Annotated in this window: 18 protein-coding genes and 2 pseudogenes; 14 read left to right on the top strand and 6 right to left on the bottom strand. The window is 58.5% G+C overall.

All coding sequences use genetic code 11. The features are described 5' to 3' along the window. Positions 1 to 233 precede the first annotated feature (233 nt). From ACNPM8_RS14765 to ACNPM8_RS14750, 4 genes are all read left to right on the top strand, one after another. The gene (locus ACNPM8_RS14765; RefSeq protein ID WP_448940100.1) at positions 234 to 986 is read left to right on the top strand and encodes a DNA/RNA non-specific endonuclease; all 753 of its coding nucleotides are present in this window, start codon (positions 234 to 236) and stop codon (positions 984 to 986) included. 67 nt (positions 987 to 1,053) lie between these two features. Further along, positions 1,054 to 1,371 carry a PadR family transcriptional regulator gene (locus ACNPM8_RS14760; RefSeq protein ID WP_448940099.1) on the top strand — a complete coding sequence of 106 codons (318 nt, stop codon included), beginning with the start codon at positions 1,054 to 1,056 and terminating at the stop codon, positions 1,369 to 1,371. Beyond that, entirely contained in the window at positions 1,368 to 1,820 is a 453-nt protein-coding gene (locus ACNPM8_RS14755; protein ID WP_434693675.1) for a hypothetical protein, read from the top strand. The genes ACNPM8_RS14760 and ACNPM8_RS14755 overlap by 4 nt, the downstream gene beginning before the upstream one ends. A gap of 98 nt (positions 1,821 to 1,918) precedes the next feature. Continuing rightward, on the top strand, positions 1,919 to 2,455 hold the full coding sequence (locus ACNPM8_RS14750) for a hypothetical protein (RefSeq protein WP_434693677.1): 537 nt from the start codon (positions 1,919 to 1,921) through the stop codon (positions 2,453 to 2,455). A 92-nt stretch (positions 2,456 to 2,547) separates the two neighbouring features. On the opposite strand, the pseudogene ACNPM8_RS14745 reads toward ACNPM8_RS14750, so the two are convergent. Beyond that, positions 2,548 to 2,619: pseudogene (locus tag ACNPM8_RS14745) on the bottom strand (IS3 family transposase); the annotation flags it as partial. Positions 2,620 to 2,688: 69 nt separating this feature from the next. Here ACNPM8_RS14745 and ACNPM8_RS14740 point away from each other — a divergent pair. The 3 genes from ACNPM8_RS14740 to ACNPM8_RS14730 all read left to right on the top strand — a co-directional run bounded on the left by ACNPM8_RS14740 (position 2,689) and on the right by ACNPM8_RS14730 (position 4,086). After that, positions 2,689 to 2,997: a type II toxin-antitoxin system Phd/YefM family antitoxin gene (locus tag ACNPM8_RS14740; RefSeq protein ID WP_400291405.1), complete on the top strand. Its 309-nt coding sequence runs from the start codon at positions 2,689 to 2,691 to the stop codon at positions 2,995 to 2,997. Continuing rightward, a complete protein-coding gene (locus tag ACNPM8_RS14735) occupies positions 2,994 to 3,560 on the top strand; it encodes a type II toxin-antitoxin system RelE/ParE family toxin (RefSeq protein WP_434693679.1) in 567 nt (188 codons plus the stop codon). The genes ACNPM8_RS14740 and ACNPM8_RS14735 overlap by 4 nt, the downstream gene beginning before the upstream one ends. A 211-nt stretch (positions 3,561 to 3,771) precedes the next feature. Continuing rightward, positions 3,772 to 4,086, top strand: a complete 315-nt coding sequence (locus tag ACNPM8_RS14730; protein ID WP_434693681.1) for a hypothetical protein — start codon at positions 3,772 to 3,774, stop codon at positions 4,084 to 4,086. Positions 4,087 to 5,053: 967 nt separating this feature from the next. Here ACNPM8_RS14730 and ACNPM8_RS14725 read toward each other — a convergent pair. From ACNPM8_RS14725 to kynA, 3 genes are all read right to left on the bottom strand, one after another. Then, positions 5,054 to 5,602 (bottom strand): hypothetical protein, encoded by a 549-nt coding sequence (locus ACNPM8_RS14725; protein ID WP_448940098.1) that lies wholly within the window; start codon positions 5,600 to 5,602, stop codon positions 5,054 to 5,056. 134 nt (positions 5,603 to 5,736) lie between these two features. Next, on the bottom strand, positions 5,737 to 6,456 hold the full coding sequence (locus tag ACNPM8_RS14720) for a PaaX family transcriptional regulator (RefSeq protein ID WP_332489148.1): 720 nt from the start codon (positions 6,454 to 6,456) through the stop codon (positions 5,737 to 5,739). A gap of 109 nt (positions 6,457 to 6,565) precedes the next feature. Beyond that, positions 6,566 to 7,432 carry a tryptophan 2,3-dioxygenase gene (gene kynA / locus ACNPM8_RS14715; protein ID WP_448940097.1) on the bottom strand — a complete coding sequence of 289 codons (867 nt, stop codon included), beginning with the start codon at positions 7,430 to 7,432 and terminating at the stop codon, positions 6,566 to 6,568. A gap of 152 nt (positions 7,433 to 7,584) precedes the next feature. On the opposite strand from kynA, the gene ACNPM8_RS14710 reads away from it, so the two are divergent. From ACNPM8_RS14710 to ACNPM8_RS14695, 4 genes are all read left to right on the top strand, one after another. Then, positions 7,585 to 8,268, top strand: a complete 684-nt coding sequence (locus ACNPM8_RS14710; RefSeq protein WP_434693683.1) for a CE1759 family FMN reductase — start codon at positions 7,585 to 7,587, stop codon at positions 8,266 to 8,268. A gap of 236 nt (positions 8,269 to 8,504) precedes the next feature. Then, positions 8,505 to 9,290 (top strand): 2-oxo-hept-4-ene-1,7-dioate hydratase, encoded by a 786-nt coding sequence (gene hpaH / locus ACNPM8_RS14705; RefSeq protein ID WP_105657357.1) that lies wholly within the window; start codon positions 8,505 to 8,507, stop codon positions 9,288 to 9,290. Continuing rightward, positions 9,275 to 10,084 (top strand): aldolase/citrate lyase family protein, encoded by an 810-nt coding sequence (locus tag ACNPM8_RS14700; RefSeq protein ID WP_105657358.1) that lies wholly within the window; start codon positions 9,275 to 9,277, stop codon positions 10,082 to 10,084. The genes hpaH and ACNPM8_RS14700 overlap by 16 nt, the downstream gene beginning before the upstream one ends. A gap of 83 nt (positions 10,085 to 10,167) precedes the next feature. After that, positions 10,168 to 11,478 carry a cell division protein PerM gene (locus tag ACNPM8_RS14695; RefSeq protein WP_448940096.1) on the top strand — a complete coding sequence of 437 codons (1,311 nt, stop codon included), beginning with the start codon at positions 10,168 to 10,170 and terminating at the stop codon, positions 11,476 to 11,478. 18 nt (positions 11,479 to 11,496) lie between these two features. Here the strand turns inward: ACNPM8_RS14695 and ACNPM8_RS14690 are convergent, their stop codons facing one another. Next, on the bottom strand, positions 11,497 to 12,135 hold the full coding sequence (locus tag ACNPM8_RS14690) for a hypothetical protein (protein ID WP_434693690.1): 639 nt from the start codon (positions 12,133 to 12,135) through the stop codon (positions 11,497 to 11,499). Between the two features lie 105 nt (positions 12,136 to 12,240). Beyond that, positions 12,241 to 12,771 carry a DinB family protein gene (locus ACNPM8_RS14685; protein ID WP_434693692.1) on the bottom strand — a complete coding sequence of 177 codons (531 nt, stop codon included), beginning with the start codon at positions 12,769 to 12,771 and terminating at the stop codon, positions 12,241 to 12,243. A gap of 146 nt (positions 12,772 to 12,917) precedes the next feature. Here ACNPM8_RS14685 and purN point away from each other — a divergent pair, with 146 nt between their 5' ends. The 3 genes and pseudogenes from purN to ACNPM8_RS14670 form a co-directional block, all read left to right on the top strand. After that, positions 12,918 to 13,487 (top strand): phosphoribosylglycinamide formyltransferase, encoded by a 570-nt coding sequence (gene purN, locus ACNPM8_RS14680; protein ID WP_133833195.1) that lies wholly within the window; start codon positions 12,918 to 12,920, stop codon positions 13,485 to 13,487. Positions 13,488 to 13,519: 32 nt separating this feature from the next. Beyond that, entirely contained in the window at positions 13,520 to 15,034 is a 1,515-nt protein-coding gene (locus ACNPM8_RS14675) for an SDR family oxidoreductase (RefSeq protein WP_105657362.1), read from the top strand. Between the two features lie 30 nt (positions 15,035 to 15,064). Beyond that, positions 15,065 to 15,145 (top strand): annotated as a pseudogene (locus ACNPM8_RS14670) (hypothetical protein); the annotation flags it as partial. Positions 15,146 to 15,192 lie beyond the last annotated feature (47 nt).

Genomic DNA, 15,192 nt, shown 5'->3' with positions numbered 1-15,192 from the left:
ATATTTCATGGTCGAGGATTGCCTAGCGTTGAACATACTATGGCGTTTACAAGTTCCTTAGATGCGAGCGCTGATGGGCCGTAGGCTGGACTCAAGGCACCTTGCACGTACTCTCACGAGCATTAACGAAAGGGGTAATCACCTTGTCTACCAGGAGCCATCAGATCCTTGCCCCGGTTCATCGCACTGGGTATGACCCGGGCTTCCTGGGAACTCGTGTAGCGTTGCCGCTCTTGGACACTGAGGCTTCACAAGACGCGGTGCTGTGGGACGGGTCAAACGTCATTCCTTATACCCACTTTTCCCTGTCGCTGGGCAAGTCCCGCCGGTTGGCGCGCTGGGTTGCCTGGAACATCGACGGTGCTTCAACCAAGCGGTTGAGTCGTTCGGGCATTGATTTCGCCAAGGGCCCTAGGCTGCCTGAAGGGTTTCAATCAGGTAATGAGCTGTATCAAGGCAATCGGCTGGATCGTGGGCATATTGCTCGTCGTGCGGATCTGGTGTGGGGTCAGGTTGCAGAAGCGCGGCAAGCCAATGAGGATTCCTTTTTTTACACGAACATTGCGCCGCAGATGGATGACTTCAACCAGAGCGGCCAAGAGGGGATTTGGGGCCAGCTGGAGAATGCGCTCTACGAGCAAGTTGATGTTGAAGACCTCAAGGTGAGTGTCTTTGGCGGGCCGGTCTTCCAGCCTGGCGACCAGGTGTATCGCGGCGTTGGTTTGCCTTCGGAGTACTGGAAACTCATTGCTTTCAAGGAGGGCGGCGTGCTGAAAGCTCGTGCTTTTCTCTTGACCCAGGATCTCGATCAGCTGCGGGTAGCGCTGGCGTTGGATGAATTCAGGGTGTACCAGGTCTCGGTGGGGGAGTTGGAACAGCGGACGCAATTGGAATTCGCAGAGACGCTGCATCTTGCCGATGATCTGGTATCTGTCCGCACCATGGCCAGAGGTCCGCTGGACTCGACCGTCAATATTACTTGGTGATGGTAATTCTGAAGATTGGTGAGAGGTTCAGGTTGACTACCTAAATCTACATAGGTAGCATGGAGTTATGGAACGTTTGACGAGGCACACCCCTGCAACAGCTGCTGTTGTTGGTGCGCTCATGGAATCACCTGAGGCGATCTGGGGTCTCCAGATTGTGAAGATGACCGGGTTGAAGACGGGAACGGTTTACCCGATTCTGGAACGCTTGGAGGATGCTGGCTGGATTACGAGCGAGTGGGATACGGACCTGTCTCGCAAGGGGCCCCGCCGGCGGTACTTTAAGTTGGCAGCGGAGGCTGTCAAGTATGCCCAGGAGTACGTCTCTACCCAGAGGCCGAAGCCCGCTATGGGTGCTGGTTTTCAATCCAGGAAACTCGCATGAGTCAGACGTTGCTAGTACGAGCGCTTTTTCGACTATCGCTTTTCGTGACCCCGGCGCATCTGCGGCAGGCACGTTCTGAGCAATGGAGGGCGGATCTTCGGGATTGCAGCGAGTTGGATATCCCGTCGGCTGACGTCGTCACCGGAGCTCTTGTGGCCGGCACTCGTTTGAGAATTGCGCATGGATTCACTTCACTGTCCGACCCCACCCCACTCAAAGAGGAAAAAGCAATGAAAATTCTGTTACCCACTGCCCTTATTGCTGCCGTACTGGTACTCGGAGGAGTTGCGGGAGCTTCAGCAATCTCGAATCACGAGGTTACGCAGATCACTGTCCCCGCCGGAATGATTCAAGAGAATGCTCGAACCACCCCATCTGATCCGATGATTATTGATGGCGTAGAGGTTTTAGGAGGGGGCGAAGTAGCGCCTACGTACCAGGGCGAATAATTGACTTGGCAACAACTTGCCTCACACCTTAAATCTACATAGCATGAGATCGACGTATGTTGTATGCGTTGATCTCTCGCTATTTTTAAGGAACTTTCATGAAACGAGCCACATTGGCTGCGAAGGCTGGCATAGTCGCCTTGGCCTTCTCCCTTATCCCGGGAATCGCCTCAGCAGCTGAAGCTGAAACTCCGCAATGGGCAATTGATGAAGGCGTCACCATTGTTGAAGTCGATCCAACCGAGGGAACTCCGATTTCAGACCAGGAACTGGTTGATATCGAAGCGTTGGAAGAAACTCAAATGCCCGCAACCGATAGCCCGCTCTACCTGAGCGATGCCCCAATTTTCCAACCATTTATCAACATCGTGACCTGCGGTAATCGCATTGATTGGTACCGCTGGCGTGGCCAGGACGGAAAAAACGTGCTTTGCTTCGCCAACAAGGGAGAAGCCAACATAAGTAAGTACAACAATGTTCGCTACCTCTGCCCTGGCGCAAATCGTGGTCAGACCCGGTACTACTACGGGAACCAGCACTACTGGAGCACCTTGCGCGGACCGGTGTCGAACCACAATACTTGCTACTCATTTGGCGATTATGCTGTTGCGGCCAAGGGTGTAAGAATTAGTTAATTTCTGTGCCGCATTCCTTTTGAAGGGCGGGATTAATGTACGGGATATGAAATTGGTCCCGAAAATTGGACTAGCTAAATCATGGTCCCGCATTAGGCCGTAAGGGCATGGCATCGATATTCCATCGGCGCCATGCCCTTCAGTCGTTCCTGACGCCGTTTTTGACAAAACTTCCGCTACTCCCGAATGGAAACCCCTAGGAAATCTAGGTAGAAATCTATATAGTTTTTCATATGACTACTTTGAGTATCACCGAAGCATCACGTGCGGGACTCTCTGCGCTTGTCGCCGCCGCCGAAGAGGGCCGGGATACCCCTTTGTCGCGCCATGGCAAGGTCGTGGCCGAAGTCGTTTCCGCGAAGGAAATCGCTCAGCTGCGCCATGACCGGGATACTCTTCGCGATGCTGCGTTGGTGATGGCACGCTTTGCCACTGATAGCGGCGTGCGCACGACGCTCGACCATGCGATGGAATTCTTTAATTTGAACCGCGCAGAACTTGAGGCGGAAAACGCCGAAGAAGCCCAGTCTGATAATTCGTGAATCAGCCTCAAGACCGCCTGTGCATCGTCCGGCTAACTGAAGACGCAGTATCTGACCTGCATCGTCTTCACAAAAAGGATCCACAGATCGTGCGATCCGTGTTCAAGAAGATGCTGCTACTCGAAAAATCTCCTGAGGCTGGCGAGCCCTTGCTCGTTGCGCTAGTCGGTTTCCGCAAGTTGGTCGTTGGCGATCGCGACTGGAGAATCGTATGGCGCATTACCGAAGACGCGTCCGGCCGCCCAATTCTTGATATTTCTGAGGTCTGGGCTGTTGGAGCTCGTTCGGATGGCGAGGTTTACGATGAGCTCACCTCACGGGTCGCACGCATGGGCGATGACCCGAAGATTCAATCGCTCAAAGACGTCATTGTCCAGATGGGACGGCTCTACGAATCCGTTGAAGCTCAACCTGAACCCGCACGGGGATCTGTCTTGCCCGAGTGGATGGAAGCTGCGCTCGTAGAACAACTTCATCTGTCCACACAAGAGATTTCAGGATTGAGCGAACAGCAAGCCCAGCAAAGACTCATGCAGCATTGGTCCCGCAGCGCTGACAGCTAAACCTTCCGCCGGCACCGCCGAGCTCAGCGGCAACCGCACGGATCCGAACGTCTGAAGATTTCCGGTGATACTCTCCCACCGGCAATGAAATATCGTTGCCCGCACTACTCGAATTCCAGGCTGCCTCAGCCGCAAGCCCACACTGTTCACTGTGTTGTAGCCTGGAGCCATGGTTAGCTGGAAAGTATCCAGGCATCCTGAATGGGACCAAATGCATCTTGCCAGTCTGACTGCCCGCGAGATCACTGACCTGTGCCATCGTGGTGCAGCAACTATCCACTACCACCTGCAGCGGCGTGAGCACTATGAACCCGGTTTTCGTGGAAAACATGAAGCAGCACTGGCAGTCAGGGGACCGGACCGTCCGACGGTCAGATGGCGCAAGAAACTTGCCGAAGTCCTGGAATTCCAGAAAACCCACGGCCGGCTCCCGCACCACGACGGGGAAGAAGCAGAGTCACGGATGCACCGGTGGGTGCTCGAGCAGCGACGAGCCCACCGCAACAACTCAATTGTCTATCCCTAAGAGCGTTTTGTTAGAGGACCTCACAGGCTGGAATATCGATGTGCACCAGCAGGAGCTGGATGAGGCCTGGCGGGCACGGCTGACCTCGCTAATCGAATTCGCGGCTACCTATCATCGGACGCCGAGGTATCAGAACTATTCCTCGGAGGCCGAGCGGATCCTCGGAGTCCGGCTTCATGTCCAGCACCAAAGGCGAGCCGAGGGCACGATGCTGCCGTGGCGTCTGGAGATGATGGATACTGCGTTCCTTCATTGGCAGAGCCGGATGTGACTACAACGTGTGTGATCAAATAAAAGAAGGCCACTTCAGCACAAAAGTAGGGTGGTTTGTAAAAAGTAAATAGCCGACGGTAGCGCGATTCGCCGCCAGAAATAGAACTTTCTCTGACCTCTGACCCGTTCCATTCACAGCAAACATCCGACGTACGTAGGCGCGGGGTATTGCAATGGTTAAAAGCCATTACATCGGTTCGCATGTGGCAACTGGCAAGGATTCTCACCCGAAGACTTCGGGTCTTGCGGAAGCTTCGCCATTGTTTTGCAAACGGTATTTACAGGACGTCGAGATCCCTCGCATCGTATATTCGACGGATTCGGAAACCACCCCTTACGATTGGGGTGTTTTCGGTCCCGCGAAATGAACCTATCTAACCAAAACGTTCGGCTGGAGCCTTCCAGCCGAACGTTTTGTACGATTTGCTGATAATGCTCAAACACTTATGTCTGTGGGAAGACCCAAAATCTATGAGGGGTTGATTAGTAGCTTTTGGGTATTTCTAGCCTTACACCTTTGCCTTTCGGGATTGTCGTAAGGCTACGACGGCCCAAATTAGTGCTAAAGCAACAAGCGCGACACCTTGCCAAAACGCATTGGTACTAATCTGCCAGATTCCGATGAGAAGACAGAGCGCAGAAACTACCCAAGCAATAAGGGGTGAAATGGACCTTTTGTTCATTGAATATTCTCCTAGCCGCAACTCCAGAGAGTTACTGAAACTCCTAGTATTGTAATCCCTAGAGGACCGCCGGCAATAGCTCCGAGCCAAGTCACACCTAGCCCTGCAGCGCACTTACGCGCTTGGGACATTTGAGCAGCAGTGGGCTTAAACCCTGTGTATACGTAATTTTTGCCCTTGTAGGTAAAGCAGGCTGTAGATGATGAGCAATAGCCTTTGTATTCCTTATAAATAGCCTTACCACATCCGCTACCAACGGTGCAGATCTTTGATTTTGGGACGGAAACGCACTTTTTAGGAGAGCAGACTCGTGTGAGTTTGTTGCCTCCCACGATTACGCCACGTGCAGTTGATCCCACCTCTACTTCGCTTAATACCCGCATGCTGGTTTCCGGCTTGTCCGTGGAAGATGCCTGGGCGTCCACAGCAGTGAGAAATGACAGCAACAGGAACATTACGGTGAAAGCGGAAAATAGAGATAAAAGTTTTCTTAGCGCACCAGACTGCCTTCCAAAACTAGAATCGCGGATGCGCGGGGAGCGATCTTGACTAATTTGCATTTTCCCTCATTCAGTTCGACGAAGATCAAGTTCTCATTTACCGACTAGAGGTTATGCTCCTTCAGCATGGCAGGCCAGGGGCTGGACTACCCTGGTCCGCCTGCTCCGTATGGAGAAGATGAACCAGTCTGGAACTACGAAGCCAGAAGCGAGCGTGCGAAGAGCAAGGCCGATTCCTGGAATGCGGTGGACAGTGCCAAGAAACGTTCCCTGCTCTCATCGCCAGGCCAGTGGGCGGGCAGCATGAACTCCGGCAAGCCGGGGTCAAGGTAGGGCAGAGCACGCCATGAATCGACCATCGTGACATACCCCCGATAAGCACTGGGCGGAGCAATGTCGCTGGAATCCAGGGAAGCGGTGCTCTCCAGGAACGCTCGATGCAGCGTGCCCAGGCGCTCAAGATCCCACCACTGCCCGGCAGCCTGCTGCGGTGTTCCGGGGAAGTATGGTTGCTGGGCGGTAAAAAGCGTCGCGTGTTCCCTGGCTCCCAGGGCATTGAGCACCGCCGATACTTCCTCTCGCAGGTACTCGGGGAAAATCCATAATCCGGAGCCGAGCGTGCCGCCGCCAAGCTGCAAGAAATGCTTGCGTACCTGGTGGCGCAAGGAGCGCAAGGTCTCCGGCAGCGAGTAGGCCACCAGGCACCAGGGATCACTGCCTGACATTTGGCGCGGGGTGAATATTCTTCTGGTGCCACGCTCGAACATTTGTTGCGCCGCGCTCGAAACGCGCAAGGTGGAAGATTGCGCTGCTTCCAGCACTTCCCGGTCAATCAGTCGGGAGATGGCGGTTTGCGCCGCAGGGACCGAAACTCCGGCAGCATGTGCCAGTTCCACTATTCGGGTGCGCGCCACCGGAGTTTTCTCATGCCGTATATAGAGGCCGGTAATTGTGCGGATAATCGAGGTGGCGCTTCCGCATCTCGCCTCGAAGTCATCGAGGCTCAGAGCCGTGAGGGAGGTGCTACTTGCCAATTTCGGTACGCACCGCGAACAGCTCTGGGAAAAAGGTCAGGTCCAGGGCGCGCTTGAGGAAGTCAACGCCCGAGGAGCCACCGGTGCCGCGCTTGAATCCGATGGTGCGCTGGACAACGCGCATATGGCGGAAGCGCCATGCCTGGAAGTTGTCCTCGACGTCTACCAGGTCCTCGCAGGCTTGGTAGAAGCCCCAGCGGGTGTCCTCGGACTCGTAGATATCCTTGAATATTGGCACCAGTGCCTCCTGGAATGCCCAAGGCTTGGTGAAGTCCCGTGAAAGCACGTCTTCGGGAATGTCGTAACCGTGGCGGGACAGGGCGGCCAGGAACACATCGTAGAGACCTGGCTCGTGAAGCAGTTTGGACAGTAGCTCGTGGGCCTTTGGATCTGCCTCGTGGACCTTGAGCATGACTTCATGCTTGTTGCCCAGAATGAACTCCACGGCGCGGTACTGGAAGGACTGGAAGCCGGAGGAAGAGCCGAGGAAGTCGCGGAACTGTGCATATTCGCGCGGTGTCAAGGTCGCCAGGACCGACCACTGTTCGGTCAGGGTCTTCTGGATGTGCTTTACCCGGGCAAGGCATTTCAGGGCTTTGCCGAAGTCATCGAGGCCCAGCAGGCGGCGTGCTTCGAGGAGTTCATGGAGCATGAGCTTGAGCCACAGTTCGCTGGTCTGGTGCTGGATGATGAAGAGCATTTCATCGTGGTGCTCGGGAACGCTGACCGGATGCTGCGCTGACAGGATGCGTTCCAGATCAAGGTAGCCGCCGTAGGACATCGTGTTTTTGAAGTCAGTGCGGACGCCATCTTCAATTGCGCGCTGATTCTCGGTCTGTGGCTTCGGAGTGCTCATATGCAGATATTATCAATAAGATTGCGACCGTCACAATAGTGAAAAACCGAATTGAGCTGACGAGGCGAAAAGAACTGCCGATGCCGGGAATACGTCCGGCGACCCCGCCGTTGATACATGCATACGCATATAAATAGTGAAAGGCAAGAACAGTGAGCAAGTCAGTAGTCGTCATCAGCGGTGGGCTGGGAACCCCATCGAGCTCCTCGCTGCTGGGCCAGCAAATCGGAGAGAATATTGCCGCGCAGCTAGCTGCCGCCGGCGTGCAAGCCGACGTGAGCAATATCGAACTGCGTGAGCATGCTGGTGAAATCACTAATAATATGCTGACCGGTTTCGCCGCCCCGGGCCTGCAAAAAGTTATCGACGCAGTGGTGAATGCGGACGTGCTCGTTGCCGTCACCCCGGTCTTCACGGCCTCGGTCTCAGGCCTCTTCAAGTCCTTCCTCGATATCCTGGACCCTAAATCGCTCAACGGAAAACCGGTCGTGCTCGCTGCCACCGCGGGAACCCAGCGGCACCAGCTCGCGGTTGACTACGCCATGCGTCCGATCTTCTCCTACCTCAGGGCGCAGATCATGCCGACAACGGTTTTCGCGGCTTCGGAAGACTTCGGGGGTCAGGGGCTGACTGGCACGCTGGCAGATCGCGCTCGCCGGGTTGCGCGAGAAGTCGTCCTGGCGCTGTCCCTGAACGAAGGGGAATTCTCCGCTGATGCGGATTTGGGGGATACCCGTTCCATCGCTCCCTCGGTCAGCGAATTCGCCGACCCCGATGATGAACTCTCCTCACTGCCCTTCGAGGCGTTGCTGGCAAACCTCAAATCCGGATCCTGAGTCGGCCGTTCCGCCAGGTTGGGCCCACGGCCATGTACCCGCACCGGGGCGCATGGCGGTGGGCCAAATCTTTTGCGAAAAGGAGCCCGAAGGACCACGAAAAGTCGAGCAGAATGTTAGTACGATGTGCCTTCAATCTCGAACCTCGGTACGATCAAGAACCGTGAGCTAAGTCATCTCTTCGAGATGGCGGCAGCCCCAAGAGGTTTGAACAGTAGTGAAAGGTGTAGCCGTCGATGCTATCCGAGGAAACAATCACGGCCATTGCCGATGAGCTGGTCCAGGCCGGCGAGACACGGACTCCCGTGCCGCGTCTGACCGCACGCTATCCAGAAATGACGGTAGAAGATTCCTACCGGGTCCAGAACCTGTGGCGCCAGCGCTCCGAAGCCGCTGGCCGCGTGCTGGTCGGCCGCAAGATCGGGCTGACCTCCCGCGCCATGCAGATGGCTACCGGAATCACCGAGCCTGACTACGGAATCATCTTCGATGACATGGTCTACGATTCCGGTGCGAAGCTGAAGTGGGAAGACTTCACCGGTGCCCGCGTGGAGATGGAGCTGGCCTTCAAGCTCAAGAAGGACATCGAAGGCCCGCGGGCGAACATTTTCGATGTGCTCGAAGCTACCGAATACGTCATCCCCGCTTTGGAAATCCTCGATGCCCGCGTGGAGATGGAAGGCCGCACCATTGTGGATACCATCAGCGACAACGCCGCCATGGGTGCCATGGTGATCGGCGGCAACCCGGTCAAGCCGGAGAACATCGATTTGCGTTGGGTCTCCGGGATCTTGTTCAAGAACCAGACCGTCGAAGAAACCGGCGTCGCAGCCGGTGTGCTGAACCACCCTGCCGCTGGCGTGTACTGGCTGGCCAACAAGATTGCCCCGCACGGCGACAAGCTCAAGGCCGGGGAAATCATCCTGGCCGGATCCTTCACCCGCCCGATGTGGGTCAATGCAGGGGATACCGTCTTTGCCGATTACGGACCGCTAGGAACTGTGACATGTCATTTCGAGTAGAAGCGGATCCGTCGCTGAAAGACGCGCTCAAGGACGCCGACCACTCGTTGGCAGGCATCTGGGTCTGTTCGGCCTCCCCGCTGATCGCTGAGATCTGCGCAGGCGCAGGGTTCGATTGGTTGTTCATCGATGGCGAGCATTCGCCCAACGACCTGCAGAACATCTTGGCCCAGCTGCAGGCCGTGCGCAGCTACCCGGTCGTTCCGGTGGTCCGCCCTGCGGTCAACGATCCGGTGGTGATCAAGCAGTTCCTGGACCTGGGCGTGCAGTCGCTGATCATCCCGATGGTCAATGATGCCCAGCAAGCCGCCGCTGCCGTCGCCTCCTGCCAGTACCCGCCCAAGGGCGTACGCGGCGTCGGTTCCGCCCTGGCCCGCTCGGCTCGCTGGAACCGCATCCCCGAGTACCTGACCCGCGCTGATGAGACCATCACCATCATGGTTCAAATCGAAGCGGATGAAGCGGTGCGGAACGTCGAGGAAATCGTTGCCACCGAAGGTGTTGACGGGATTTTCATCGGTCCATCGGACTTGGCCGCCTCCATGGGCGTCATCGGCCAGCAGAGCCACCCGGACGTGGTCGCTGCGGTGATCAAGTCCATCAATGCCGCCAAGGCCGCAGGCAAGTATGCCGGGGTCAACGCCTTCGACCAGAAGAGCGCCCGCGAATACATGGCCGCCGGCGCGGACTATGTAGGCGTGGGTGCCGACGTGGCACTGCTGGCGCGTGCCACCGAAGCACTGGCTGCAAGCTTCAATTCCGAGGCCCAAAGCGCTGCACCGGATAGCTATTAGCCCAGTGTTCTAGGCAACCCTTCAGGCCATCATTGCGCGTCGATCGAGGCCGGTCGGCGCCAATGATGGCAACATTGAAGATGATGAGCCGCGAAAAGAAACCCATGAAGGCAGTGATGTTGCGCCTGCGCAACGGCTGGCCAATGCCCCTGGCGTTGCAAGGGGTCTTCGAGATACTGCAATCCGTGGTCTTTTGCCTTGCCCTGATCACGCTGCCGCTGGTCGCCGTCTATTTCAGTGGAGGCTTCCTCGAAGACTCGTTTGAGGCCATCTTGCAGTTCGGCGGCCTCATTTGGCTGCTCATCCACGGCGTGCCAGTGGAGATCCTGAATCTCGGCCCCGAAGGTGACCCCAGTTCAGTGACCGGATGGGTCACGCTGATCCCGTTGGGGCTATCGCTATTGCCGTTCTTGTTCTGCTTGCGTGCAGGACGGCGCATCGCTCGCGCTTCCTACACCGACCAGCTCTGGCAAGGGCTGCTCGGCGCCTTCGTGGCCTACGGGGCCATCGGTACCGGTATCGGGTTCCTCGCCAATAACGCGCATGCGCGGGTCAATATCATCGCGGCGACCTTCATTCCGCTGATCATCGCGCTGGTGGGCCTGATCATTGGCGCGCGCCGCGAAGCAGGCTCCTGGGCTCGCCTTTTCGGTGTCGATACGGCCGCCTATATCCAGCGGATCTCACCGCATCGCCGCTGGGCCGGATCCTACGTATGGCATGTGATCGTGGCCGGGTTCCTCGGCTATGTCGCTGCCGTGGGAATCTCCGGATTGCTGCTGGCCATCAACCTGGGCGTGCACTGGACCGACGTCGCCAACGTGTCGCAGGAGCTGCGCCCCGGCCCGATCGGTTCGGCCGCGCTGACCACGGTGCAGCTGTCCTTCATCCCGAACGCAGTGTTCTGGGTCTTGTCCTGGATCAGCGGCGGCGGTTTCAGCATCGGTACCGGCAGCACCCTGTCCACCTTGGAAACCACGGTGGGTCCGCTGCCGTCGATTCCGATGCTGGCTTCCCTTCCTTCAGGCGAGATGGCCCATCAATGGCTGTTCCTGCTGATTCCCGTGGCCGCGGGCATCGTGGCCGGCTGGTACTTCCTGCGCGTAGGCGAGAACCACCTCGAAGACTGGTTTGCCCGTCGCATTCCGTTCAATGCCCTGTCGCTGGCGGCATCGACCGCGTCCTTGGCGGTCTTCACCGGCATTGTCTGCGGGCTGCTGAGCCTGATCGGTTCCTGGCTGTCATCCGGCTCCCTGGCCATTGGGCGACTGGTAGAGATCGGCCCGAACATGTGGGCGACCGCAGGTGCCCTGGCACTGCAAATCGGCGTGGGCACCGCGATCGGCTACCTGATTGCCCCGCTGTTCGAGACCGACCCGGTACTCGAAGGCTAGAGTCTTGCCGCTGTTGGCTTAGGTCAGGCTGGCCAGGACCAGCGGATCGCCATCGGGGCGGCTGATGGTGATCGTCCCCAGCGCACTGGCAGTCGACTCCTCCATCACCAGCAGCACCGAATCATTCTCGGCAACTACCTGGATATCCTCGGCTTCAAGTTCGGGATGCTCGGCGCGAAGCTCGGAGATGGAGTTCTCCACCGTCACGTCGCTGATGCCAGCCGGCATCAGGTAGGTGACGGTCTTGAAGCTGTTTTCACCGCCATCGACCTTGAGCGGAATACCGTTCTGGACCACATAATCCATCGTCGGGCAGGTGGTCCCGGCAATCTCGTAATCGCCATCTTCTTCCACAGGCTTGGGAACGGCGATCATGCACAGCTGGCCTTCGCTGCCTACGGCAACGTAGTGCCTGCCGAAGTCCGAGGTGGCCAGCAGGTGACGGGTTTCTGCGTCGTAGGACTCGGTATCCTCAAAGCCTTCGGGAAGCTTGTCATCATCATCCTGCGTTTGCACCAGAAGCGGCATGTATTCTTCAGCCGATGGGACTGGAACAGCGGATTCACCGGTCTGCGGAATCCCGGCAGAACACGCGGTCAAGGACAGCAGCCCGGTGAAAGCCAGTGCAGAAATTTTCCCGAAATATGCCTTGGGCATGACTGCCTGGCTCCTTATGTAGAACTGTTTTCGCGCGTACGCCAAGAAGTCTAGCCAAAGGGCAGTGCACCTGCCATTTGGCCCCTTCGTTTGTGTCGGGCGCGGCTAGCTGGTCTGCGGAGCCAGATCCCACAGATGATGCATGACGTCATGCCAGGCATACTGATTCAGCGTTTCAATGGTAAACGCGGCACCGTTCGAGCGCAGGCCGCGGCGGGAATACTGCGCCGGGTCGATGCTCGACAGCTTCGCGGCGTAGCGGGCGGCGCTTTCGCGCAACAGCTCGGCGACCTGCCCTGCAGGCAGCGAATTGTAGTTTCTCTCGTCGGCGGCCCGGTCCTGGTCCCAGTTGGGGAACGTCGGGTCATCGTGCTCAAGCATCAGGTCCAGGCGCCCGGTCATCACCTGCAGCATTTCGGCGACGTGGGCCACGTACTCCTGGTCGCTCCAGCGGGCAGGGTTCGTGCGGGTCTGGGCATCGGGGCGCGCGAGCACCTCGATGTAGCGGTCCACGCACACCGGAAGCTGGGTCATGGCATCGCCGGGCGAGATGCCGCGCACATCGACGGCGCACTGCGCGCACACCGCCTCCAGGACAACGGTCCAGTCCTTGCCGTCGGGAACTATCTGGCTCATCAACTTCTCCACTTCGAATGGCGCTCTTACGGCCAGTCTAGGGCCGGCGCGGCAACGGTGCCGGGAAAAGGCCTGCGGATCGAAACGCCATGCAACATTGCGTCCGGGATGAAGCGCCGGACCCGGCGAACCGTAGAATTGAATTCATGCGCATTGTGGTTTTGGTTTCAGGTACCGGTTCTAATCTCCAGGCAGTCATCGACGCAGTGGCCGACGGCCAGCTGGACAATGTCGAGATTGCGGCCGTGGGAGCGGATAAGCACGGCACCTACGGCGTGCAGCGTTCGGCTGAAGCCGGAATCGAAACGTTCGTCGTGAACTTCAAGGACTACGCGGATCGCGGCGAATGGAACCATGCGCTCACCGGAAAGTGCTTGTCCTACGCCCCGGACTATGTTGTCTCCTCCGGTTTCATGCGCATCGTCGGCGAGGAATTCATCAACGCCTTCGACGGCACCTACATCAACACCCACCCTGCGCTGCTGCCGTCCTTCCCCGGCGCCCACGGCGTGCGCGATGCGCTGGCCTACGGCGTGAAGGTCACCGGCTGCACCGTGCACATTGCCGATGCCGGGGTTGATACCGGTCCGATCCTGCGCCAGGAAGCCGTGCCGATTGAAGAGCACGACACCGAGGAATCGCTGCATGAGCGCATCAAGCTCGTCGAGCGCCGCCTGCTCATTGCCACGCTCGCCGATCTCGCCAAGGGAAAATAGGGCGCTGCCCACCGCGTAAAATTGGTGGGGAGATGACTGAACCTACGCCGCTGCCTTTGCAGGCACCAGAAACCGAACTGTTTACCGAAGCAGAACTATCCGCCGCTTTGAAGGTCCTGTCGGTGGTGCACCAGCTGGATCCCGAGGATGAACGGCACATTGCCGTGCGCAGGGCCACCAGCAACATGTTCAAGGCGGCCAAGCGCTACCGCAAGTCCCAAAAGCGTGCCGAGATCAGTGCCGCGGACAGGGCCGTGATCGAGCGCACCGCCACCGGCTCGCCGCAACGGCTGGATGACGAAACCCTCGGCCTGGACCTGAGCAGTTCAACCGGAAGCGCAAGCGCCGGGGAATTCCGCAAGCCGCGCGGCTGCTACATCTGCAAGCAGCGCTACACCACCGTGGATGCCTTCCACCATTATCTCTGCCCTGACTGCGCCGCACAGGGACGCGAACGCAGGGACGCGCGCGCGGACCTGAGCGGCAAGCGCGCCTTGCTGACCGGCGGGCGAGCCAAAATCGGCATGCACATCGCGCTGCGGCTGCTGCGCGATGGAGCCCACACCACCATCACCACGCGTTTTCCCAAGGACGCCGCACGACGCTTCGCGGCACTGGAGGACAGCGCCGAATGGATGCACCGGCTGCGCATTGCCGGCATCGACTTGCGCGACCCGGCACAGGTCATCTCCCTGGCCGACCGCGTCGCTGCCGAAGGACCGCTCGATATCCTGATCAACAACGCCGCCCAGACCGTGCGGCGCACGGCCAACTCCTACCAGCATCTGGTCGAATCCGAGCAGCAGCCCCTGGCCGCGCAGTTGCTGCCTGGCAACGGGGGACCGGAGCTGTGGGGCGAAGCGAACCCGCCCTCCGAGCATCCCAAGGCCCTGGCCAGTGCCTTCCGCCTGGAAGAATCAGCACTGCTGGCCCCTGCGGCATCGGAAAGCTACGATGCGCAGCAACTGGCAGATCTGGCCATGCGGGCCGGCTCCGCATCGCTGGAACGAATCGCAGCGGGAACCGCAATCGATGCCGGGGGCTTGATCCCGGACGTGGTGACGGAGAATTCCTGGACGCAGATCCTGGGTGATGTTGATGCCCTGGAAATGCTCGAAGTGCAGTTGTGCAATGTCACCGCCCCGTTCCTGCTCGCTTCACGGCTGCGCCCGGCCTTGGCCGCCAGCGGGGCCCGGCGCAAGTACATCGTGAACGTCTCGGCGATGGAAGGCCAGTTCTCCCGCCGCTACAAGGGTGCCGGGCACCCGCACACCAATATGGCCAAGGCCTCACTGAACATGCTCACCCGCACCAGCGCGGAAGAGATGCTGAAGACCGACCGGATCCTCATGAGCGCGGTGGACACCGGGTGGATCACCGATGAGCGCCCGCATGATGCGAAGGTCCGGAAAGTCGCCGACGGATGGCACGCCCCCTTGGACCTGATTGATGGCGCGGCCCGGGTGTACCAGCCGATCGTTGACGGGGAACGCGGCATTGACCTGTATGGCTGCTTCCTCAAGGACTATGAGCCATCACCATGGTAGGGATCGGCGGAAATCCTCCCCGTCTAGGACGCCAAGCCCGGTGATACCAACGGCCAGGGCGTAGGCGGGGTCTGGTATGCGGTTGCTCCGGACGGGAGACTGATCCAGTGATTCCCGCAAGCCAGAACCGTGGATTGCAGCGGGGCTGGACCTTCGCA

The sequence above is a fragment of the Glutamicibacter sp. AGC46 genome, assembly GCF_053543715.1.
Note: the sequence above shows the minus strand (reverse complement) of the source record. Positions and strands in the feature narration are given on the sequence as shown.

Coding starts and splice junctions, on each gene's coding strand:
- ACNPM8_RS14760 (WP_448940099.1), top strand. CDS start 1,054: ATGGAACGTTTGACGAGGCACACCCCTGCAACAGCTGCTGTTGTTGGT.
- ACNPM8_RS14755 (WP_434693675.1), top strand. CDS start 1,368: ATGAGTCAGACGTTGCTAGTACGAGCGCTTTTTCGACTATCGCTTTTC.
- ACNPM8_RS14750 (WP_434693677.1), top strand. CDS start 1,919: ATGAAACGAGCCACATTGGCTGCGAAGGCTGGCATAGTCGCCTTGGCC.
- ACNPM8_RS14740 (WP_400291405.1), top strand. CDS start 2,689: ATGACTACTTTGAGTATCACCGAAGCATCACGTGCGGGACTCTCTGCG.
- ACNPM8_RS14730 (WP_434693681.1), top strand. CDS start 3,772: ATGCATCTTGCCAGTCTGACTGCCCGCGAGATCACTGACCTGTGCCAT.
- ACNPM8_RS14725 (WP_448940098.1), bottom strand. CDS start 5,602: ATGCAAATTAGTCAAGATCGCTCCCCGCGCATCCGCGATTCTAGTTTT.
- kynA (WP_448940097.1), bottom strand. CDS start 7,432: ATGAGCACTCCGAAGCCACAGACCGAGAATCAGCGCGCAATTGAAGAT.
- hpaH (WP_105657357.1), top strand. CDS start 8,505: ATGCTATCCGAGGAAACAATCACGGCCATTGCCGATGAGCTGGTCCAG.
- ACNPM8_RS14700 (WP_105657358.1), top strand. CDS start 9,275: ATGTCATTTCGAGTAGAAGCGGATCCGTCGCTGAAAGACGCGCTCAAG.
- ACNPM8_RS14695 (WP_448940096.1), top strand. CDS start 10,168: ATGAGCCGCGAAAAGAAACCCATGAAGGCAGTGATGTTGCGCCTGCGC.
- ACNPM8_RS14690 (WP_434693690.1), bottom strand. CDS start 12,135: ATGCCCAAGGCATATTTCGGGAAAATTTCTGCACTGGCTTTCACCGGG.
- ACNPM8_RS14685 (WP_434693692.1), bottom strand. CDS start 12,771: ATGAGCCAGATAGTTCCCGACGGCAAGGACTGGACCGTTGTCCTGGAG.
- purN (WP_133833195.1), top strand. CDS start 12,918: ATGCGCATTGTGGTTTTGGTTTCAGGTACCGGTTCTAATCTCCAGGCA.
- ACNPM8_RS14675 (WP_105657362.1), top strand. CDS start 13,520: ATGACTGAACCTACGCCGCTGCCTTTGCAGGCACCAGAAACCGAACTG.